Consider the following 23,508-nt stretch of genomic DNA (forward strand, 5'->3'; position numbering starts at 1 on the left):
TTGATCAAAGGCCAGCCGACCTTATGGGTCGTTTACAACCGGTGTCGAGGAGTCGACAAAGCATCGATCGATGTGATTTAAATCACCTCAAAAACGAATAGTATGAACTGGTGACAAATCAGCCCACGGTCGTGGACAAACCATTGACGATGCGTCGGAGAGCGCGACAGGTTGCGTCTGTCCTGTGCGCAGCGCCGGTCACGGCCGTTTCCGCACCAACTCTCCTCGTCGGGAAGGCTTCGCCGTGCCCTCGTCCCCCAGACCGCCCTCCGCCCGGAGCCGAACACGGTCCATCGCCCTTCGTCTGCCCGTGTTGGGACTCGGACTCGTCCTGTGCGCCGGCCTTCCGGCGCCCGTCGCGTCGGCCGAGCCCCAGTCCGGCTCGAAGAGCCTGGCCGAGGTGATGGCCGAGGCGGACGCCGCGCACGCCACGATGCGCCCGCCCGCAACGGACGCCGAGAAGGCGATCGCCCAGGCCAAGGCCACCGGCGAGGCGGTGCCGGTCGAGTCGCTGACCGACGACTACAGCGATACGGTCGCCACTCCCGAGGGCCATCTGCGCAAGACGCAGCACGTGGAGCGGCAGCGGGTCAGGCAGAACGGCGTCTGGACGACGCTCGACGCCACCTTGGTGGCCGACCCCCAGGGTGGCTTCCGTCCGAAGGCCTCCGGCACCGGCGTCCATCTGTCGGCCGGCGGGGCGGGGGCACTGGCGACCCTCACCAGTGATGACGGGAAGCAGCTCACCCTGCACTCGCCCTTCCCCCTGACGCAGGGGCACGTGGACGAGGACGGGGACGGCCTGATCTACCCCGAGGTCGCCCCGGGCATCGATCTGAAGGCGACCGCCACCAAGTTCGGCGGTCTCAGCACCGTCCTGGTGGTGAAGACCGCCGAAGCGGCCGCGAACCCGGCGCTGGCGTCGGTCACCTTCCCCGTGACCACCGCGGGGGTGAGCGTGACTGCGGGCTCCGACTACAGCCTCACGGCCGCCGCCGAGGACGGCACGGTGCGCTGGCACGCCCCCGCCCCCCGGATGTGGGACAGCACCACCACTCCCCCGGCCCAGGCCCCCCAGGCCCCCCAGGGCACCCCGGCTGCGGCGACGAACGGTGGCCCTGCCCCGGCCTTGCCCGCCGCCGCAGCGGCTGCCACCACCGGGGACCTGGAGGTCCCGGCCACCAGCACCGTCGACGGCCCCGGCGGCAACGCCCGCGTCGCGGTCATGCCCACCAGCGCCGACACCGTCGGCATCACCCTCAGCCCCGACCAGGACCTTCTCTCCACCGGGCAGGGGCCGTGGTTCATCGACCCGAACTGGCTCACTGAGGACCGCACCGGCAACGGCTGGACCTGGACCCAGTCCGCCTACCCGAACACAGGCAACTACGGGAAGACCGTCACGGTCCAGGAGCCGTACAACCGGCCCGGCGTCGGTCTGCAGGAGTATCAGGCCAAGACCGGGATCGAGCGTTCCTTCTTCCAGATCGACACCCACGGCTTCGGCGACGCCCACATCAACTCCGCCGTCATGACGATGTGGCAGGCGAAGTCCTCCCTCTTCGACTGCAACCGGACGTTCCCGCTCAAGCTGTACACCGTGGACCGGCCCATCAGTATCGCCACAACGTGGAACAACTCCCCCCAGCACCGCGGCGGCCAGGTCGGGGCCACCGCCATGGTCGGCGGCTCCGGGAACCCCAACTGCCCGAACCCTGCCGTGTTCCAGTTCGACGTCACCTCCGCCTACCGCTCGTACGTGAACGGCGCCGACAGCCTGGCCTTCACCGTCGAGGGCGACGAGAGCGACACGCTCGCCTTCAAGCGCCTCGACTACCGGCCGACCGTCAGTGTGGAGTACGACCGCACCCCCGACACCCCCACCGATCCGTACGCCTATCCGGTTCCGAGGACCGAGTCACCCAATCAGCTGATCCACGGCTGTGACGGCAACGGCTGGGGCTGGCTCGGCGCCGGCGTCAACCTGAACGGCGTCTACCTCAACGCCAAGGTCAGCAGCCCCGTCCAGAAGCAGCTGTACTCCTGGAGCCACATCTGGGACTACATGGTCCCCGGGGTCCCCGACGTCGCCTCCGGATACAGCGAACTCGTCGGCAACGGAACGTTCGCGGCCTACCCGGTCCCCCCCGAGGTCATCAAGGACGGCCACGTCTACGGCTACAGCATCATGTCCAGCGACAAGCTGATCGGCCCATCGGGCGCCACTCCCACCTGCCACTTCGGCGTCGACCAGACACCGCCCACCGTGCGGGTCCCCAGCGTCTACGACCAGCTGTCCGACGACGCGCTCGCCACCCAGTTCCCGCCGTCGGGCAACGGGCAGAGCACCAAGCTGCGCACCCACCAGTGGGGTTACGTCCCCTACACGCCGCTCGACCCCAACCCCTCGGGTGGCCAGACCTCCGGCGTCGTCTGCGCCCGCTGGAGCCTCGACCCCCAGCTCGAGGGCGAGTCCTGGCAATGCGGCGGCGCCATGCCCGCAGGAGGACTGCCCGTCTACCCCACCGCCTGGGGCACCAACATCCTCTACGTCCAGGTCAAGGACAACGCCGGCAACGTCTCCCCCGTCGCCCAGTACGCCTTCTACGTCCCCTGGAACCCCGACGGCCCGCAGCCGGTCTTCGGCGACGTCACCGGTGACGGCGCGGCCGACATCCTCACCACCGACCAGGCCGGCAACCTGCGCACCTACAGCGTCCCCGGCAACACCGTCGCCAAGAGCCCCACCGCAGCCCTCGCCGCGCTGCCCGCCGACACCCCGAACCAGCAGACCTGGGCCACCGACGCCATCCAGTACAGCCACCGCGGCGCGCTCACCGGCGGCAAGCACGTCGACGACCTGTTCGTCCACGTCAAGGACCACCCCAACCTCTACGTCTACGGCAACCCCGGCAACTCCCGTTCCACCGGCCGGTACAACAGCAGGATCCCGCTCGACCGTCCCGCCTGCGTGACACCGCCCAACGACTCCGCCTACTGCACCGGCTACGCCGGCACCTGGTCGCGCACCCTGCGCGTCGCCGCCGTCGGCGACCCCGCCCACACCGACCTCGACATCAAACTCGAGTTCAAGAACAAGACCGGCCTCGTGACCGTGGAGGCCAACAGCGACGGCAGCGACGCCTCGCTGTGGTTCTTCCCCGCCACCACCACCAACCAGCTCGGCCAGCCCGTGCGCCTGGCGTCCGGCGGCTGGAAGGACCGCGAGCTCATCACCCCCGGCGACTGGGCCGGCCAGGGCAGGCCGGGCCTGTGGGCCCGCGACATGCGCCCGCCGAACGCCTCCACGACCTCGGGCGACCTGACCGCCTACACCTTCACCCCTGGCACCCTCAACGTTGTCGACCCCGACTTCGGGGACCCGGTCCTCGACGAGAACGGCAACCCCCTCGTCGTCCCGACCGTGACCGGCATCGCCGGCGCCACCTACATCGGCAGCGTCCCGGTCGACACCTGGCCCGTCCTCGGCTCCGACGGCGACCTCCTCGGTAACGGCGCCCCCGGTCTGTGGGGTCTCAACAAGAACACCGGCGACATCCAGATCTGGTGGGGCCACCGCACCGGAGGCGCCTCCGATCCCGGAATGGGCTGGGACGTCGGTCCCGAGACGATCGCCAATACCCGGGTGACCCCGGACTGGTACAACCTGGACCGCCAGAACACCCTCCACACCGACCCCGGCACGCCCGTGGTCGACAGCAACGCGACCAACGCACTCGTCCCCGGCGGCAGCCCCGGCTTCACCGCCGACCGCAACGGCACCGCCGTCAACGCGCTCAGCCTCGACGGCGGCAGCTACTACGCCAGTTCCCAGGCCCCCGGCATCGACACCCGCCGCAGCTACAGCGTCGCCGCGTGGGTCAGGCCCGACAGCGCCAACGGTTACGGCACCGTGCTCTCCATCAGGGGCAAGGACCGCAGCCCCTTCTACCTCCAGCACTCCGCCGCCACCGGCACCTGGGCCTTCATCTCCCCCTACGAGGACTGGATCCACACCCCCACCTACTACGTCGCCGGAGGCTCACCCCTCGCCCGCCCGCAGGCCGGCCAGTGGACCCACCTGGTGGGCACCTACAACGCCGAATCGGCCACCATGACGCTCTACGTCAACGGCAGGGCCGTCGGCGCCGCCAGGAACCCCAACCCCTGGTCCAGCGGCGGAACCCTCACCATCGGCGCCGTCAGAACCGCCTACTACCACGACGAGGACGGCTTCCGCGGCGCCATCGGCGACGTCCGCGCCTACCCCTACGCCCTCACCGACCCCCAGGTCAGCAACCTCGCCATCAGCAACACCACCATCTCCGTCAACAGCGCTCTCGACAGCGGCAAATGCCTCGACAACCTCGGCGGCGGCACCGAGATCGGCGTCTGGAACTGCTGGAACGGCCCCAACCAGCAGTTCAAGTTCAACACCGACAACCATGCACTGATCATCCAGAACAAGTGCGTCACCGTCCGAGACGAAGGCACCGGCAACGGCACCCCTGTCGTCCTCACCGACTGCGACAACCTCAAGGGCGGCCAGAAGTGGCTGCGCCGCGCCGACAACAGCCTCTACAACCCCCACTCCGGCCGCTGCCTCGAACTGCCCGGATGGAACACCACCAATGGCACCCGCCTGGGCATCTGGGACTGCCACGCCGGCGCCAACCAACGCTGGACCCTCAACCCCACCACCTGACCCCACCACCGACTACCGGGCCCTCGCCGCAACCACTGCGGCGGGGGCCCACCCGCATCTACAGGCGCCATGGACACCGCCGTGCCACCGGATCCCGGCCCGGTCCGACCGAGGAGACACCGATGCGACCGGAGCGCTCCGGCCGACACACGGACCCACGCTCCGCCCGCCACACCGCGGCTGTGCCCATTCCCCGCGCAAGGCTCCGAGACATCGCCGCCGGTGCGGGCGATGAAGTTCCACCACATAGCACGGCTCTGCCGTTTCGTCCGAGGTCAGAGGCTTGATCGACCATCCAGGGTCAGCAAAAGGCCAGCAAAACGCCCGGGGGTAGACACCCATGGCCACCAACAACCTCCGGGCGTGGAGCGGCTTCGAGAGCCAGGAGTGGGCCCAGGCGCTTCACGACGCGGCACACCGTCGCCGTCGAGACCCCGAACAGCGGCACGAACTGCCGCATCGTGAGGTTGGTCCGGTAGTAGACGGCGACCAGCAGAATCCGGTCGGCCAGTGGCTGGCACCGCTGCCTGCCGCCGCCCGGCCTGTTGCCGCACCAGGCCCTCGAACTACCGCATCCGCAGCCCCGTGAACGTCTCCACCCAGACCGGGTCAGCCCGAAGCGCCCCACCCATACCGGACCATACCGGAGAAATTCCCCGCACTAGTTCTTGAACAAGCTTTAGTCGCGCGGGAGGTTGCGCTAGGGGATGCCGATGCGGTCGACGTAGAGGATCGCATCCAGCAGTTCGCTCGGGCGATCGGCCGAACACGCGGGCGCGTGCGGCGTAGGCTCCGCACCCAAATCATCTCCAACACGCCTGGCACTCTGAGCAGCCTGTGGCTTGGCCAGGAGTCAGAACGAGCGCCAACGGCTGGCCCACCGGAATCGACAGCGGAATGGCTCTCCCCCAATTCTCCGCCTCACCCCTTGGCGAGTTCACGCAGGATCGCTGACGAACCACGTGAGTTGACGAGTACGATCGGGCGCTCTCCCCGCCTGGCGGTGATGAAGTCGGTTGCCGCATGCTTTGCCGACGCGGTGACCACCACGAAGACGTCCGCGTTCGCTGCCTGGGCCGCAAGTTTCCCGCTGCCGTCGTGTTCGGCGCTCGTCTCGATGTCGATGCCCGGGACCAGGACACGCAGCATCTGTGCAGCCCTGGTGGTGGCCGACTCCGTAAGGGAGTACAGGATCACCTTCGAGTCCGCGAGGTAGCGGAAGGGCGCACCTAGGTCCGCATCCTTGTCCTGCACAGCGAGCAGGTCGCCCGGGACGGTCTGGGACAACTCCTCCGAGACGATCTTGAGGGCTTCGATGTCCGTCGGCGATAGAGCCGTCTTGAACGGACGAAGGTGTCCGATGACCTGGTGGAAGAACTCCTCGGTGGCTGGGCTGGCCACGGCGGCCGGGGTCGCCGTGGCGGTCTGCAGGATGTCGACCATCCAGGAGGTGGTCACGGCTGACGCGTTCGCGGAGACGATGCCTTCGGTCCACATCAGTGCATCGGTGAAGATCTTGGCCGTCGGATGGGCGGACAGGAGGTAGTCCAGCAGGGCCTGCGTCTGCACCCGGACGCCAACGGAGTTCTTCCCGCTGAGTGCAAGACCCGCGAGCACGCGTTCGTTGAGTTCGGCTGCCCCGTCGGCGGTGAAGATCTCGCGGTGTACGGCCATGAACTGGCCGCCGACCTCGCCGAGCCTGCCCAGTGCCTCAGCGGGGGCGCTGAGCAGCCACGCGGCCAGGACCGCACGGCTAAGGGCAGGCCAGGAGTCGGTGGTCCCAGTGTCGGCTTCCAGCACTGCGGATCGGTGGTCGCCGCCGAGGGCACCCAGCCAACTGTGCCAGTCCAGTCCGGGCTCCTCCTGGAGGAACTCCTCCAGCCAGAAGAGGCTGTCGCGCAGTTGCGCGTACGCCCCGCCGATCACTTCGCGCAGGTCATGGGCGGAAATGTAGTGAGCCACCGTCGAAGCATGCTGCTGCGATTCCAGTTCCCGTGCGCAAATCAGCAGGATGTGAGCGGAGTGGAGCCCCGGTTCGAGCTTCAGAGCCGCCTCGATGGCCGCTTCGAAATTGCTTTGGAGCATCATATCGGTAGCCTCTTCCAGAGGTGTTCTGGTGGGGCCTTCGACGGGATCAGGAGCGATATTCTCAGCCGCATCGGGAAATTCTTCGAATGGAATCTTCCGGTACGTTCGAAGGATTTTCCTAAGGTGCCCGGGGAGCTTCGGATCGATAGATCCGGAATCATCGACTATCTTAGTGATGAAATCCTCGGACTCGCTTTCCATGGCGATGAGAAATTCCGTGACGGCTTGCGCTCGGGTCATCGAGCTCGAATCCGTACGGAGCGACCGAAACGTGGAGGGGAGTTCGGCCAGTGCGTCCAGAAGGTCCTGCTCGCTGCCGACGTGGTCGTGTCGAGCGAGCCAACTGGCATAGACCGCCTGCTGGATTGCCAGGGTGACCTTGGCAGGGCGCCGCATCGCGAGGACGTGTTCGAGGTCCCGGTCGGCGAGGAGGGACCTCCAGTCCTGGAACCCGGCGAACGCGCGGAGGCGCAGGAAAGCCATGTTCGACTGGTCGAGGTCCGAGGTCGCTTCGAGTTCGCGCAGGCATGCCAGTGCGATGCTGCGGTCCTGGGCGGAAATGGCGTGACCGAGGTCGTCGAGGACCTCCACCGTGCTCCGCGGGGCGTCGAATTCGGACGGAGGCCGGCCGTTGACGAGACGACCCAGAAGCCATAGGGACGCGCGAACCGAGTGGCGTGCGTGCGTCGCGTTCTCCTGGTTCGCGCTCCATCGGGGCAGCACTTCGAAGCGCAGGACCTTGTCCCCCTCTAGAGCGGCGTCGAACGGGTCGGTGGGGTCGAGGCTGCCGTGGCGTGCGGGCAGATCGCTGAACGTGGGGCCGATCCACCAGCCCAGCAGGGTGAGAAGTTCGCGTTTGCGGTCCGGCGTGGGGGTGAACCCGTACCACCACAGCCGGCTCTCGGCGCGGCGCGGCAGGAAGCCGATGCAGCCCTTCCCTACGGCATCCATTTGGTTTTCCAGGAAAACCGTCATCTCCGGCTTCATCGCCCCGCGGAGGCGGATCTCGTTATGCTCGCCGAAGAATTCGTTGAAGTCGACGCTCATCACAACTGATACCTGTTCTGGTATGTGACCTGCGCGCGAGCGATCTGGTCCGGATCGGATACGACGGTGACGCCCTCCTGGTTGACGCGTTGTCCGAAGAAGGTGAAGTTCATCGAACCGTGGACATGGAATCTCTCACTCACCATGCCCTTGTCGTGGACGACCCTTTCGACGCGCACGGTCGGGCGCGGCCCCGCAGGGGCGAGGTTGGTGAGGCGCTCGACGACCATCGTGTTACGGGCGTCGTTCCGAACGACGACCCGCACGTCAGAGCCGCGACGGGACAGTTCCACCAGCACTTCCGTCAGCCGGATCGGCCGGATCGGCAGCGCCGGCAGCACGCTCTTGAACTGCCCGGAGGAGTTGTCGATCACAGCGATGTCCGAGATCCACGGCGAGAGAACCCAGAACCGGGCCGACGGTGCGATCAGTTCGGACACCAGCAGGTTCTGCAAAAGGTCGTTGAGCAACCGGGTTTCGCCGGCGCCGATGGTGATGATCCTCCTCATGCCGACACCTCGGCCAGTTCAAGAGAGGCCACGATGCTCCCGTCAGGGCGGTGGTCGATCTCAACGACCCGCGGGTGCACCTGGAGGAAGTCCGTCTCGACAGCGTGGATCGACAAGTCGACGAGCATGCTCGCGAGGACGGGCGCGTCCTCGGGTCGGGCGGCCAGTTGGACGGAGCCGTGGTCGGCCAAGCGCCTGCGCACCAGGCTGTCGGCGTCAGGGAGTGTCACGTCAATGGTCTCCGCGGTCGGGGTGAGTAGCCCCCGGACCAGCTCGGCCGCCGCCGGCGGGTTGTCGGCGTACGGGTTCCACGATTGCAGGGTGTTGGCCCGGACGGCCCAGCCGCGCGGCCAGAGCAGGCTCTGAACGGCATCGATGCGCTGGCGCTCGCTGGCACCACCGGCCAGGTTGAGCCCGGGGTCCAGGTTGTGCCGCTCGCGCATCAGGTAGGCCCAGGTGCGGGGCGAGATCTCCAGACCCAGCCGTTGCTCCGCGGCCTCCCACTCGTCGACGATAGTACGCAGCGCCTGGTCGGTCTGGGGGGTCGAACCCGGCCGCAGTAGTCGGTTGGCCAACCCGGAGACCACGGTCTGCTCAGCGCCCTGGATGCCGGAGGTGCGCAGCTGGGCTCGGATGCGGGCGAGGTTGGCAACCCGCTTCTCCTGGGTCGCCGAATCCCGGTAGTCGGAGACCAGGTCGGTCCATTCGGAGCCCTCGGCGACGTACCGGACGATTCGCCGGAGGTGCGCGTCGAGCAGTTCAGTGGAGGACGGCTGGACCGCCCGAGAGATCAGCCGCAGGAGCCTGCGCGGATCAGGCCGGACACGGGCCGCCAGCGCTTCGATGAAGCCGCCGCCGCCCACCGAGGACTCGGTGAGCCAGACTTCGCCGTGTCGCGGCTTCGCGTCCGGCGAGTAGCCCGGTTCGACGTCCACCATGATGCCGTCGGCGTCGTGCTCGGGGCAGATGTCCCGGGCCGCCCACAGAGCGGCCTGACCGAGGGTGGCGAGGACCCGCTGCCGGAGCCAGGATTGGAAGTGCTCCGGGTCAGGGTTCCAGACCTGGTCCGTCAGCTGGTCCAGACGGTCGATGACCTTCTGGTCGGAGAGCAGGGCGTTCAGCCGACTGCCCACCCGGGTGATTGTCGCGTTCCCGGTGTCCTCGACGTCCGGGCTGCGAAACATCGCATGGAGAGTCTCCGAGAGCCGGTCGGCGAAGGAGCCCCGTACCTTCCGGTAGGCCTCGGGCAGCGAGGTTCCGCCGGTCACGGCGGACATCAGCAGCATGCACTCGACCGTCTGGTGGAGCCACTCCAACTGGAACCTGTTTGCCTGTTCCAGCAGCGCCTCGTCAGTGGTCATCAGGTGCTGGAACCAGGCACTGCGGAGGGAGGCGTTGACTTCCTCTGGCGGGCTGAGTTCGTCCGGCAGGTCGATCTTCAGCCGGAGGCCGTCCACGTCGTAGACGGCGCCCAGGCCGATCCGCTCGCCGTCCAGCGAGAAGCGGGCAGTGACGCGCGCTTCGTTGGTGGAGAGGAGTAGGTTGGCCTCGGACTCGATCGCGACCCGGCGGACCTCGACGTGGGAGTTTTGGGCGTGGAGGAAGAACCGGGCCTCGGGGACCAGGCGGCCGATCAGGTCGGAAGAGGGGATGCGGGCGCCCAGCCCGCGACCTCGTTCGATGAACTCCGAGCGCCACACCATCACGGCGTTCGACGAGTCCTTGAGTTCCCTGGGGGCGAGCGAGAGCGCGACCTGATCCGGACGTACCACCGGGATGGCGGTCGGCATCCCCCCGATCTCGACGGTCGCCACCTCCTCACGATGGTGCAACTCCAGTACGGAGTCCAGCGCGACGACGGTCTCGCGCTGGCCGAACGGGACTGGGATCCAGTGCCGGTGTTCGAGGATATGGGTGGCGAAGCGCCGGGACACTCGCCCAGGCGCAAACTCCCGCAACATCTGCGCCATCCCCATGGCGTTCTTCTCACGTTCCTGAGTCCTGCCCGACTGCGAGGGAACCGTTACCTGGCCTTCCGGAAGCGCCAGTTCGCTGAACAGGTTCTCCGGGAAGAAGTCGGGCAGCGGAGTACCCCCCATCACGTCCTTTCCGGTGGTGAACACGCCGGAAGACGCCACTGCCCACTCGCTCCGCAGCCGTCGAAGCAGTGCCGGTACGGCCGCGAGAACCACGGGACGGGGTGGGTGCCATAGAACCTCGGCGGCCAACTTCTCGGAGATCTGCAGGGCGCCCTCGACCCACAGACGAAGGCTGCGCTGGAGTGCGGGCTCGTCCAGCAGTTGCGCGAGCACATCGGCCGCGGCCTCCTGGACCTTCCGGTTGTCCGGGTACTTCGGGTTGGTGAGCCCCTTCAGGTCCCGCCACATGTGCGCGCGGGGGTACTTGGGACGAAGTTGCTCGGCGAGCCAGTCCAGCATCGCGAGGGTAGCCTGCATTCGCAGCACCGCGCGGTTGCGGATCGGCAGTACCAGTTCGGGGAGGACCGGGTCGAAGAGCGTGTCCCAGGCCTCGTAGGCGGCGCGGTCACGACCGTAGTCGGAGAGCACCACCACGGTGTACGGGCGCATGCCGCGGTTCCGGCCAGCCCGGCCCTTGCGCTGGAGGAAGGGTGCGACCCCGCGGGGAGCCTTGTGCTGGAGCACCGCGCCGACCGCCGGGTCGTCGAAACCCACTTCCAGCGAAGCGGTGGCGACGACCAGTTGTGACTCAGCATCCACGCCGGAGTCTTGCGAGGTGGTCCGGCTCACCGTGAGGCCCCTGCCGCTGAGCGGGTGCCCCAAGTCCCGCGGCAGGTCCCAGGATTGGCCGGCCCGCCGCTTGTCGGCGACGTTGTTCTGCCCGGGAAGACGCAGTGCGGCCAGCGGTTCCTTGAACTGCTCCTGCCTCCTGTCCCGGTACCGCTGTCCCTCTGCGTCCAGGAGGTAGAAGAAGAGCCGGTTGGTGACGTCCAGGTCGTCGGTGAAGACGAAGGCCTTCGTGCCCAGCAGGCCCTTCGAAGGCCGAGAACGGGGGGAGTCGAGGATCCGGGGGAGTAGCATCGCGGTCTGGATGGTCGTGGACAGCACCGAGACGCCGCTGGTCGGGTCGCTGCGCAACGCGACCAGGTACTCCGCGCCCTCGTACTCCATTTCCTCCGGAGCGGGTTCGATGCTGGTGACCAGCCCGTCCTCTATGCCAGTCAGGTCGGCCATGTGGCGGACGGGGTTCGACAGGGTAGCGGACAGCCCGACGAACGTGACCGGGCTGCGGAGCGCGTGGTGCCAGCGCCGCAGGACCATGGCCGCCTGGGCGCCGGTGGTGCCGCTGTAGGTGTGGATCTCGTCGAGCAGCATCAGCCGGGGCTTCTTGGGGACGCCTATGCCGAAAAGCTTGCGCAGCGCGAGGTTCGACAGCCCCCGGTTCAAACCTTCGGTGGTGGTAAAGAGCAGGTCCGGCGGCCGCGTTCCCATGCGATTGCGGGTCAGGACGAGGACGGCGTCGTCGAAGACCCGGCTACAGGTTCCGCAGGAGAGGCGTTCCACCCTTTCCCGGATGTCCGCCTCCGACCAGAACAGGTCACCGCCGCACGGAGAGTAGCCGTCTCCGGGACAGGTGAACTGCGGGCAGCGGAAGCCCCGCGGACCGCGCGTCCACGAGGCGTAGAAGGACCGCTGATCCAGGATGTTGGACGGATTGTGCGGGGTGTCCTTGTTGAGAACACCGATGGTCATCGGCCGCTTGTTAACGCTCCGCCAGAGTTGGTCCAGCCGGCGGGCGGTCGCAAAGGCGGTGTTGAGTTGGTCCTTGAGGAGTTCGTTGCGCGGGTAGACCGCCAGCGCACGGGTCCAGGCAGAGGAGTCCCGTAGGTCCGCGAGGTGGGCGAAGGCGGGGAGGTAGAAGGCCATGGTCTTACCACTGCCAGTGCCGGCGCCCACAACCGTCGCGGTGCTGATCCTCTCCCGCAGCGCGGTGAGGACCTGACGGGTGGCTCGCACCTGGAACCCGCTGAGTTCGGCGTGCCTGGAACCCCTCAACGTCATGGCGTCCACGACCTGCTGGTAGATCTCGGGCACGCCGTCGAAGCCCTCGACGGCTTCCTGCCGCGCCCGGTCGCGCTTCGGGTAGGCACGGGCCCGGCGGGCGTAGCGGAAGTCCGCCACCAGGGTGGTTCCCTGGCGCCAGGCCTCCTGCCGGTCCTGACTGCCGTTGGGGAAGATCTGCCGCATCCTGGCCAGCAGGCGCAGGCCCTCACCGTTGCGGGTGCGCCATAGCGGTGGAGCGGCCGAGCGGTCCTCGTGGAGCATGCCCTTCTGCTGGAGTCCGTCGATCACGTCTTCCGGCGGGGTCGGGTCCTGGTACGTGGACAGGACGCCCTCGACGCGGCTAAGGAGTTCGGCGTAGGTGAAGCCGCCGTCGACCACGCCCCAGGACAGCAGCGGGTCTTCACGGGATTCGAGGAGTTCGAGGATCTCGGCCTCGACCGCACGGATCATCACAGCCGCACCCGGAAACGTTCGAGAATGCCGAGAGCGGCCAGGCCGGCCAGGACCTCGGGTGTGAAGGCGCTCAGCCGTGCTCCTTCCGTGCTCTGGGTGTCCATGATCACCTTGGTGAGAATCGGATCGACGAGTTCGGTGATGTCCCGGCCGCATTCGGCCAGGCTCTGCAGTGCGGTAGTCAGTGCTGCGATGTCACCCCGTTTGGGGAGGGAACGGCTCTCCAGGCTATCGAGCTGCCAGCGGGCGCTTTCGATCCTCGTCCGGATCGCCTCGACATCGATCCCGTTCCTGTCCAGTGTGTCGACGAGGTCCTCGTTGATCGCTGGCGGCGTGTACTGACGCTGGTCCTTCCAAGCGCCCTCGACGGTCTGACGGAGCGCTTTGGCGTAGGTGTGCGCGGACTGGACGCCGCCGGCTGACGGCACGGCGCCGTTCTGCCGCAACGCTGCCGCCAACATACGCAGGGCCTTAGATGCCTCGCCGGCCCGGGTCAGCACCTCGACCGGAAGCGAGAAGCCGGCTGTTCGGAGTTCCGCCACGGCCTCTTCCAGCCCCATGAGGGTGCCGAGCACCGTGTCGACCGTCTTGCCCAGGGAGACCAGCTGACCAGTGCGCTGCTTGATCCGGTCCTCGTCCTCCACGTCGGCAGCCGCCTGGTGCAGCCGTTGGATTCTTTCGATGAGCGTCATGCGCCTTCCCCGGGCGAGGTGGTCGTGGCCACTATGCATGCGTCGAGTTCGGTCAACTTGGCCAGCAGGAGTGTGAGGGCCTCTTCGTGTTCGCGCTGGGTCTCCGACAACGGTCCGGCCTGCAACTTCGCCTCCAAGGACCTGACCGCGGCCAGGGTGGGCTGGAGCCAGGCCCGGACGCGCCCCGACGGCCCTTCGACGTCGGAGGTCAGGACGCGCAGGCGCTCGTTGGCATCCAGGGATTCCCACTCGGCGAACGCCTGCTCGAACCCCCTGGTCTTCTTCAGGTCGCCGGATTTCACGGACCTCGCCCTGACGAGGAGCTCAGGCCCGTTGACGGCGGAGGACGACAGGCCGAGTGGGGCCAGCCCCGCGATGAGGCCGTTCAGCGCCTTGGAGACCTCCGAGACGTCCTCTCCCAACTCGCTCGTGTCGGGCACCAGGTCGACCGCCTCGCGGCGCAGTTGGTCCAGCGCGCCGATCCGCAGGCGGATGTTCTCGACAGACTCCCTGATGGCGGCGGGGACCGCCTCGGGCCAGATCGCATGGGCGGAATCGTCACGGACGGCACGCAGCAGTCGGGGCAGGTTCAGCGCCAGCGGATCGCCCGCACCCTGGCGGTAGCAGGTCAGGCGCAGGACCCGCTGGCGCAGGACGTCCCGACCCGGCTTCTGGTCGGTCCCGACGATGTCGGACTGCCACCTTCGCAACCGCGGTCTGGCCTCAGTGTCGGAGGCCTCCGGGGGAACCGCGAAGATCGCTCTGACCCGGCTGATCGGGTCGTCCTTGAATGCGTCCGGGATGCCCAGCGCCTTGCCCGCGGCCAGCAAGGCGTGGGCGAGCCGGGCCAACTCGGGGTCGTCGTCCTCCGCCGGGAGCAGAGCCTCGGACACCTGGGCCGCACGGGTCTCCACCCACTGCATGCACAGGCGCTGGAGCGTCGCGCCGTTGGGCACGGCGCTCCAGGATTGCGCGGTGTGGGCCCAGGCCAGCGCGCGAAGCACGCGGACATCGTCGTCGTCCTCGTGGTCGAGTGAAACGAGTGCCGATTGCGCGGCGGCGCCGTCCAGGGAGACTGAGGAGGCGGCCACGAACTGCGGCACGAGTTTCTTGTCGCCCCTTGCCCACCCGGCGTCCCCGCCGTACCCGTCCTCCAGGTTCAGGTGGTTGAGGATAGCGGCGTGGACGATGTTGCGCAGGTCGTTTCGGCTGCTCTGTACGAATTTGCCGGTGGCACGCCAGTGGTCCACGGCCTGGACCAGGGCGGGTGCCTGTGCCGGCTGTGAGGCGGCCTGCTCACCCGCCGCCGCTGAGGGTCGGGCCGTGGCCACCGGTGCTGCTGCGGTCGCTTCGCGCTTCGGTCGGGACTCCTGCCGAGCGGTCCCCGGGGCGCCGAGGACTTCCAGCGGGGGAACGCTGAAGGCTTCGTGGATCGCGGGGTCGAGATTGTGGGCGCCCTGCTCCGAGCCCCAGAAGCGGACCATCCGCACGCGGCGATCGGACAGTTCGCGGTTTCCGGGCGTGTGCAACTGCACCTGGTCCTCGATGTTGTCGAGGATGTCCAGCGCACCGGTCCGGAAGTCGTTTTCGAAGGCGTCTCCCGGGAACCGCCTCTCGTCGAGTTCGACCTGGTCACGCTGCAGGACCGGGCGCAGGACCCGCGTCAGCACGTCTCGGGCGACAAACTCGCCGTCAGGAGCCTGGCTCCGCATAGCGAGCGCGAGCGCGCTGCGGTTGAAGGGGAACAGCCCGATGTCGTCGATCTGCCCGAACGCCCGGTGGCATTTCTCCCGCACGGGGCACCGTTCGCACCCGTTGGGTGCGGGGCGTCCGCCGGTGTGCTGGGTGTCGATCTCCGCGGCACCGACGCGGACGGCGTTGAGGTAGCGGGCGGCGAAGGCCGCCGGGTCGAACGGGCCGGAGCCCTTGGCGGGGGCCGCGAGGTCGAAGACCTTGTAGGTCCGGGTGAAAACCGTTTCGGGCATCTGGTTGACGAAGTAGCCGGTGGTGACCGCCATGACGACGCGCATCGGGCACAGCGGGACGTCAACGGTCGGCACCAGGGTGATGGCGTCAATGAGCCCGCCCTGGATGCCCTGGAAAATGGAGAAGTCCTCGATCAGCAGGAGCAGGTCCAGCCCCTGCCGCTGGAGGTCGAGGCGAAGTTCGACGAGCAGTTGCTTGAGGTCGTCCCCGCCGATGCCGAACACCTCGCCGACCGCTGGGCCGAGTTGCTCGTTGAGCATCATGGCCGCCAGTTCGCGCAGCCCGGTGTCGCTGGCCAGTGCCGCCGCCACCGTCTGCGCCGAGTCGCCGGCCTTGCTGATGTCGTCGACCGAGAGGTCCAGGTCCGCGGCGGCGAAGCCGTACGCGTCCTCCTTGTCGTCCGCCCCCTTGCCGGAGAGCTTCTCCCGGACCAGGCGGGCGATCGGCGCGGCCTCGTCGAGCAGGCGGTCACGGAACACGGGGTCATTCAGCAGGGCCGGCAGCCCCTCCGGCGAGGCGAGGTACTCGCGGAATTCACTCTCCTCGGGCGGCCGGTCCGGACGCGTGCCCCGAGTCTCGACCAGGATGGCCAGTGTGCTGCGCAGCCGCAGCCGTGCTTCGCGTTCGTCGGAGGCCGCGTCCACTGCTGTGGCGACCTTGGCCCGCAACTCCTCGGCCCGCTCGCTCGTGGCGTGCACCAGGATGAGCTCGAGGATCCCGCGCAACGACATGCGGTGCTTGGGAACGAAGATCAGCCGGGTAGATTCCCTGGGGGCGAGCTTGGCGCGGAGCCAGCGGACCAGGTGGGACTTGCCGGTACCGGACTTCCCGAGGATCGGGATGATCGGCTGGTCCTGTGGGAGTTCCTCGACGGCCTGCTTCAACTGCTCCTCGGTGACCAGCGAGCCGCCCTCGACACTTCCGACGTGGTCGCGCCGGATGATCGGGATCGACGTGTGGGTGGCGAGAAAGACTCCATCCGAGGTGCTCTCGGCCTCGACCGGAATGATGCTCACGGCCTCGCCGGCGGTCCAACAGGCGACCGGAAGGTCACCGCGCCAACTCATCGCTTTCCTCCTCGGGCCAGGGTGACGTGGGTATGGCGGTTGCTGTCGCTCGGCAGGAGCCGGAGGCCGGTCGCGTCCGGGAGGGTGCTGAACACAACACGGCCTCGCTCCTCCAGGATCCGCAGCGCCTGTCCCACCGAACTGTCGGCGCACTCCGCCAAGACACCGGGGTCCGGGTCGTCCGTGAGCAGGGTGGCGACCAGCGTGGCACGGGCCGAACCACCGTGCAGCACAGGCAGCTTGACGGCCAGGTGGGCCAGGAAGTCGACGATGGCCATCCGTCCGTCCGGCAACTCGTCGAGGACATCGTCGACGGCCACCACGGGCAGCGGGACCAGGCCCGGTGCGGACTTCAGCAGCGACGGTGATGCCAGGCCAAGGGCTTTGGCCCACCGGCTGAAGGGAGGCCACCGGGTGTCGTTGACGACGGCCCAGGCCTCGTTGTCCGAAGTCCTGAACTGAGCGCCCTGCAACTCCTGGACGTTCTCCTTCCAAGACAGCGGACGGCCGAGCGGATCCTGCGCCAGGAACCAACTCAGTGCCCGCAGCAGATCGCGGGCGCCACTGGTGTACGCGTCGCCGGCGGACACGTTCCACGGGTCCCCGTCCCGCGAGAGATCCAGGACATGCCGCTGCAGAACCCGCCGGAACTGGGCCTGCGTCAGTACGCCGCGTGCGTGCTCGCCCTCGGTGACGGTGACCACGCCGTTCCGGTCGCGGGTGAGCATGCCGATCGCGCGGAAGGCCGAGAGGGTGTCCTGCAGGCCCGCAGCCGAAGTCTTGTCGTCGTTCAGGCCCGGAGGCTTGAACGCCTCGACCAGCGTCTCGTCGGTCCAGGAGCGCCGGTCGGTGTTGAGGAAGGAGATGATGGCACGACCGAGCCCGGGCAGGCTTCGAGGCGGGTTCAGTACAGCCATCACAGTCTCCTGAGGAAGTCGTCCACGCCCCAGTGCGGGCTTCGAATCCTCCTGATGAGGTCATTCGGGTACCCGGGGTCGTGCATGTTCTCTGGTACTACTACCACGCGTAGCGGACCGCTGGTCGGGGCCAGTACCGAGATGGTCGGTCTACTGATGGAGTCGTAGAGGGCGAGACTGGGGAGTGCCAGAGCCAGCGGCAAGCCGTCCGCGACAAGGGCGTTCATCGCCACCAACCCCTCCTCGGCGTACCGGGCGGCTGTGCGGACCGGGGTGAGGCGCAGCAGTTCCTGTGGCGCGACGATGCCGCGCACGCCATTGCGCACACAGACCTGCACCAGAGTGCCCAGGCTGGTACGCAGTTGCCCCTCGGGGTAACTGACGATGATGCTGCGCCCACCGGCTGCCATGGCCCGGAGCCCCGCGCTAACCTCCCTGCCGAGGTCGGGCATGAGCGCTTCGGCGATGATCGCGCGCGGGGTGCGGAGAGCCGCTGGCCGGTCGGAGCTGTGGGCCGGGCAGCCCGAGCATGCTGGGCGGACGGTCTGGCTCGCCCGCATAGGGCCGACACCCGTGTACGAGTATTCCTCGCCGAGCACGCGGCCCCAGCACTCCGTGCCCTTCAGGAGTCGGGTAATACGCGCCGCCGAGGCCCTCTCGGCCTTCCGGACCTGGATCCTGGCCCGTTGGACCGCTGCTTCCCAGGTCGGCTGGTCCAGGTTGTTAACGTGCGCGCGCAGCCGGGCCCTCAAACGGTGGCGGTTGGCCGACCGGGCCGCGGCGAGCCTCGTCCGCCACTCCTCATCGGTCTCGTCCAGCCTACGGTCCGGGACCGGCGGTTCCAGTCGCTGCAGAGTGATCAGGCCAGCACGTTCCATGAGTACCAGGGTGTTGTGGTTCCACAACTGGTTGGAATCCGAAGCGTACTGCTTGTGTGCTGGCAGGATCGTGGTGTCCAGGATCATGCTTTCATCCGGATCACCCGATTTGATCCGGTGGGTGCGCATGGCCGACCACCGGTTCCAGGCCTTCTCGTCGCCGATCAAGGTGGTGGTCTCGGTCCTCTGGGCTTCCGTCTGGTCAGTGTCCGCGGGCAACCAGAGTGACAGTGCCGCGTGACCGTCCCGTCCGGCGCGACCGACCTCCTGGTAGAAGCGGTCGACCGAGAAAGGGATGCACGCATGCACCACCGTGCGTACGTCACTCTGGTCGACGCCCAGGCCGAAGGCGCTGGTGCCGACCACCACGTCGACCGAGGTCGGCCCGTCGTGGCCGGACCACTGGCGCAGGATGGCCAGTCGTTCCGCCGCACCGGTGTCGCCGTTGAACACGGCGGTGCGAGCGAACCCGGCGGACCGCAAACGGGCGGCGATATGCTGGGCAGAATCCTTCTTCGTGGTGTAGACGATCGCCGGGCGCGGGAGGCGGTGAAGTGCTTCAACCAGGCGTTCGATCCTGGTTTCCTCGTCAGTGACGGTTCCGAGCAGGTACCGGATCTCGGTCCGCAGGTAGGTCGAACCTACGAAGACCGAGTCGGCTTCCCCGCGGAAAAGTTGTTCGTTCAGTTCCAGACCGGGTTCCGACAGCGTTGCGGTCAGCAGGATGATCTTCGGCGGGCGTTGGCCGGCATCTTCGGCGACCGCGCGGAGATCCTCCACCAGGGTGGCGGCGAGTTGGAACTCGGGGCGGAAGCTGAGGCCCCAGAGGCGGACCAGGTGGGCCTCGTCGATCACCAGGTGCGTGAGCCCGCCGGATTCGGCGAGCGCGCGCAGTGGTGCCGCGAGGGACCGGACCAGCGATTCGGGAGAGGTGAACAGGACCCGCTGGGTGCCTTCGCGCAGTCGGTCCCTGATCGCCGCGCGTTCAGTTTCAGGGCGCCCGCTGTAGTAGGCGAGCTCCCGGGGGAGGCCCAGATCCGGGAAACGGCCGTGAAGATGCCGCTCCTGGTCCAGGGCCAGTGCGGTGGTGGGCACCACCATGACGGTGGTGCCGCGGCCGAGCAGCAGCCCGGGGGCCAGCCCGACTAGTGACTTCCCGGTACCGGTGGGCAGCACCACATGCAGGGTGGATGCGGGGTCCGACAGCGCGGCTGTGCGGACCGCGGTGGCCTGGCTGCGCGAGCGGTACTGGTCGAGGGCGGGGGCGATCTTCTGTACCGCGGGGTCGATGGGCACGCCGGTGTTCGAGCGCGCGTACGTCGGTACCGCGGTGCCGTCGCTTTCCACCAACGGACCAGGGGCCGCGCACGCGAGGTCGATCCAGCGCGGATCGCCGCGCAGCCAGCCGGGCTGCCAGTCGGCGTCCAGCCTTACCGAGTGCTGGGTGGCGCCGAAGCGCTCGACCTCCAGACCAGCCCGCGCAAGGACAGCTGCGTCGATGCCGCGTTCGTCGAGACCGATTCTCAAGCGATGGGCGTGCTGTCCCGTCAGCGCAACCTGATGGCGCAGCACCTGGGCCAGGAGAGCGGCGATGTCGCCACTGACGTCGGGCCCGGGCACATCGGAGGTCCAGGCATCGGCGAGCCGGAGGTGCGCTCCGGTGAGCTTGCGCTCGGGCTCCGGACGGCCTAGCAGGACGCGTTGGACGATGTCGAACTGTGCGGTCACGACCACCCGTCCTGGTCCAGGCTCCGACCCGAGACCACAACCACGCCTGTGCTGTCCAGGCGGAGGCTGGGCTTCCGCAGAGCGGAGAGCAGTTCCTCGCCGGCGACGGACTCCCGCTCCACCTCTTCCTCCAACGTCGCGCGCTCCGCTCCGTCTGCGTGCACGGCGCGCAGGTTGAGCTGGGCGAGGCGTGTCGCCACGTCCGCCTCAGCCACGGCCACGGCACGCTCGCAAGCCTCGACCACGGCACCGCCGCCGAGGACCAGTTCCTGGGCGGCCCGATCGGCCGCCCGCCAACGCTCCTCCCAGACGTCCATCGAAACAAGTTCGTACGCATGCTCGATGCGGTCGGCATTCAGCGCGTAGTCACCGCTCGCATTCGGGGAATCCGGCTTGGCGTAACGCTCCTGGAGGACCGACAGGTGTTCGGGATCGGTCACTTGGGCCCCCTGCACATCCACCCAGATCGTCGCGATGAGTGGGGGGAAGAGGCCATCCGCGCGGCGTTGCAGGGCGGCCGGGTCCTTTATGACCTGTTCCAGCCACGCCATGGTCATCCGGTCCACCGGGTCCATCTGGGCGTCGGCCTGCAGCGGCCTCGCCTCAACGGCGTAGTCGAAGCGGTAGGCGACGCGTTCCGCGTGGGACCAGTCGGGCCGCCAGCGCCACATTCCGAACGCCCTCCCGCGGTCGTCGTGCCAGAGGAAGTCCGACACCGAGTCGATAAACCGATCGCCGTAGCGGTACAGCCGCACGCCGTCGTTCACCACTGCGGCCTCGCGCACAAAGGTGCCGTGGTGTCCTTCGAGCGGCACGAAGTCGCGCTGGAGCCTGGACGCGGGTACCAGCGGAGTGAACGAGTGCTTCTGGAAGCTGTCGCCGCCGGCCCGGTAGCCTCCGACCCGGTGCACGGGGTCACCCTCCGGTGTGAAGCGCAGGCTGCCCGGCCGGGTCGCGAGCAGACCGTGAGTGAGGTCGGCGAAGGCGGCGGCCTCACCCTCGGACGCCGCCATCCGGCTGTACACCGAGAGCTCGTCCGACGGCGCCTCGATGCTGTCGAGAGCGTCCTGTTCGCGGACCCGCTCGACCTCTTCCTCCAGGAGACCGCGTACGAGATCGATCGCTTCGGGCACTGCGTCGAGGCCCTGCTCGAACAGCAGCAGCCACGCCGTTTCGGTCGCCACGTCGACCGCGTGCTGCAGGCTCGCCACGGATCTGTCGAAGATCCCGAACCCTTCGTCGAGGACCCGCATCCACCCGGCCGCGAACGACTGCGATCCATCGGCCTCCGCCACCCAGCGCGAACGCCTGTGCACACCGTCCCGGTGGGCGCCCCAGCGGTCGCACCGGCCGATGCGCTGTTCGAGCCGGTTGGCCCGTGCGGGCATCCCCACGTGAACCATGAGTTCGGCGAACTGCAGGTTCCGTCCCTCCTCGGCGGAGGAGTCGGCCACCAGGAGGGCCGCCGACCGGCTGTGCTCGAAGGCGAGGACGGCCTGGTCGGATGCCGCGGCCGGATCGGTTGCCACGTGCCGGTAGACCTCACCGGCATCGAAGTCCTTCAATGCGTCCGCAACGATCTCAGCCATGCGCGAGGTCGGGCAGAAGACGACGGCACGCTCGTTGGACGAATAGAGGTAGCTCAAGTCGTTCGCCACTCGGCGTGCCACGTGCCGACTGCTGTCCACCAGGTCCAGGTCGTTCGCGAGCCGGTCGAGAGCCTCCTGCTCGCCTTCCGTGGCCCCAGTCCTGGCCCGTGCCCACTTCTTCAGGGAATCGGGGTCCAGGGACAGCGAGACCGCATCGGCGAAGTCCGAAGCGGCCTGGCGCAGGGCGGCCGGGTCGGTCTCGCGGGCGGCGAGGGCTTCCTGGCGCCACTCGTCCAACCGCGCTGGGAGGTCGAAGAGTTCGGGTGCGTCGAGGACAAGTGGCTTCGGACTGGTGCGGCCCGTGACCTGGTATGACTTCTGCAACGCCTCGGTGCGGCGGGTCCGCAACATGCGGCGGTGCACCCGATACACTTCGGACACGTACGTCCGCACCGAGCCGATTGCCCTGGTCACCGCCTCGCGGTCCTGTTCCCCGATCGCCCGCACGGCGGTGTCGATCAGCGCGGAGACCTGAGTGTCTGTGGGGAAGTTCGTCGCGAGTTCGGCGAGGCGGTTCTTCAACAGGGCACCGGGCAACTTCGGCTGGAGCCCCAGGAAGAGCCGCCCCAGCTTGGCACGGGATTCCAGACGCTGGCGCAACTCCTCGGGCGTCGTCCGCCGGTAGAGCACCGGGTCGAGCAGTTTGAGCATCGACAGGAAGGTCTGCTCGTTGTGCAGCGCGGGGGTCGCCGACAGCAGCAGGAGACGGGGGCTGCTGGCGGCCACGGCGGAGAGGCGGTCGTACCGTGCGGCCAGTTCGGAGCGGGCGTGGCTAACCAGGCCGGCCAGGTTGTGGGCCTCGTCCACCACCAGCAGATCGGCGGCTTCCCAACTGTCGGGGCGGTCGTCGCGGGAGAACACCAACCGGGCGTCCGGGAACTCCTTGACACAGAACTTCTCCGTCAACTCGCGTCGCCACTGCTCCACGAGGAACGGCGGCAGAACGAACTGCACGATCAGATCCGGCTTGTCCATCAGGAGTTCCCGGATGACCAGACCGGCCTCGATCGTCTTGCCCAGGCCGACCTCATCCGCCAGCAGATAGCGCTGGATCGGGTCCCGGAGCACCCGCCAGGCGGTTTCGACCTGGTGCTTGTGCAGTTCGATGCGGCTGGAGAGGAGACCGCGCATCCCATGGGCCGCTGAGCGCTGCGCCAAGGTGCTCTGCAGGAACGGGCGGCGCATGTCCGCCAACAGCGGAGACTCCATCAACCCCGCACCACCGAAACCGATGGGGTCGCTAAGCGGGTTGTCCCAACGGACGTAGAGGTCGAGTTCGGGGAGGTGCCCCTCCCACTCCCGGGCCCGTACGTAGATGTCACGCTGGTCCGAGACGTCGAGGACGCGGCCTGAACGCCACTGGGTGCCAGAGCGCCAGAACACCCGCTGCTCGTGAGAGAAACGGAACGGCTGCACGCTGGCCCGGGGGACGGTCTCGCGGCGGCGTTCGGCAAGGGGCTGGCCCGGGGTGTCGAAGTACTCCAGGACCAACTCTTCGCCGTCCTCACGCACGAGCTTTCCCGGGCCGTGGGAGTTGGCGCTGGACACGAACAGACCGCCCGGACGGAGGGTGGCACTTTGGGCGCCCGCCTTCCGACGGGCCGTCCTCGCGGTGCGGGATCCGGCGCCACCAGCCTCCTCGATCGACGCGAAGACGTCGCGGGACCCGCGGCAGGACGGGAACTTCGTGCAGCCCCAAAACAGATCGCCGGCGCGGCGCCCGGTCGAGACCTTCTTCAACGTCAT

9 protein-coding genes and 1 pseudogene are annotated in these 23,508 nt (G+C 68.1%); 1 reads left to right on the forward strand and 9 read right to left on the reverse strand.

Annotated elements, in window-relative coordinates; genetic code table 11:
• Positions 1–310 precede the first annotated feature (310 nt).
• Positions 311–4,705, forward strand: coding sequence for a LamG-like jellyroll fold domain-containing protein (locus tag ACFVVL_RS19035; protein WP_387676630.1), 4,395 nt, complete (start codon positions 311–313; stop codon positions 4,703–4,705).
• A gap of 352 nt (positions 4,706–5,057) precedes the next feature.
• Here ACFVVL_RS19035 and ACFVVL_RS19040 read toward each other — a convergent pair.
• The 9 genes and pseudogenes from ACFVVL_RS19040 to dpdE all read right to left on the reverse strand — a co-directional run.
• Positions 5,058–5,280, reverse strand: a pseudogene (locus ACFVVL_RS19040) (transposase family protein); the annotation flags it as partial.
• A gap of 346 nt (positions 5,281–5,626) precedes the next feature.
• Entirely contained in the window at positions 5,627–7,840 is a 2,214-nt protein-coding gene (gene dpdD / locus ACFVVL_RS19045) for a protein DpdD (protein WP_387676632.1), read from the reverse strand.
• The gene (dpdK, locus tag ACFVVL_RS19050) at positions 7,840–8,349 is read right to left on the reverse strand and encodes a phospholipase D-like domain-containing protein DpdK (RefSeq protein WP_387676635.1); all 510 of its coding nucleotides are present in this window, start codon (positions 8,347–8,349) and stop codon (positions 7,840–7,842) included. The genes dpdD and dpdK overlap by 1 nt, the downstream gene beginning before the upstream one ends.
• Complete coding sequence (dpdJ, locus tag ACFVVL_RS19055; protein ID WP_387676671.1) at positions 8,346–12,842, reverse strand: protein DpdJ; 4,497 nt, start codon at positions 12,840–12,842, stop codon at positions 8,346–8,348. Before dpdJ ends, dpdK begins: the two co-directional genes overlap by 4 nt.
• Positions 12,842–13,537, reverse strand: a complete 696-nt coding sequence (locus ACFVVL_RS19060; protein ID WP_387676638.1) for a hypothetical protein — start codon at positions 13,535–13,537, stop codon at positions 12,842–12,844. The genes dpdJ and ACFVVL_RS19060 overlap by 1 nt, the downstream gene beginning before the upstream one ends.
• Positions 13,534–16,590: a protein DpdH gene (gene dpdH, locus ACFVVL_RS19065; protein ID WP_387676641.1), complete on the reverse strand. Its 3,057-nt coding sequence runs from the start codon at positions 16,588–16,590 to the stop codon at positions 13,534–13,536. Before dpdH ends, ACFVVL_RS19060 begins: the two co-directional genes overlap by 4 nt.
• Positions 16,587–17,507 carry a protein DpdG gene (gene dpdG / locus ACFVVL_RS19070; protein ID WP_387676643.1) on the reverse strand — a complete coding sequence of 307 codons (921 nt, stop codon included), beginning with the start codon at positions 17,505–17,507 and terminating at the stop codon, positions 16,587–16,589. The genes dpdH and dpdG overlap by 4 nt, the downstream gene beginning before the upstream one ends.
• Entirely contained in the window at positions 17,507–20,113 is a 2,607-nt protein-coding gene (dpdF, locus tag ACFVVL_RS19075) for a protein DpdF (protein ID WP_387676645.1), read from the reverse strand. Before dpdF ends, dpdG begins: the two co-directional genes overlap by 1 nt.
• Entirely contained in the window at positions 20,110–23,508 is a 3,399-nt protein-coding gene (gene dpdE / locus ACFVVL_RS19080; RefSeq protein ID WP_387676648.1) for a protein DpdE, read from the reverse strand. The genes dpdF and dpdE overlap by 4 nt, the downstream gene beginning before the upstream one ends.

The organism is Kitasatospora sp. NPDC058115 (assembly GCF_042884635.1).
Classification (GTDB): Bacteria; Actinomycetota; Actinomycetes; order Streptomycetales; family Streptomycetaceae; genus Kitasatospora.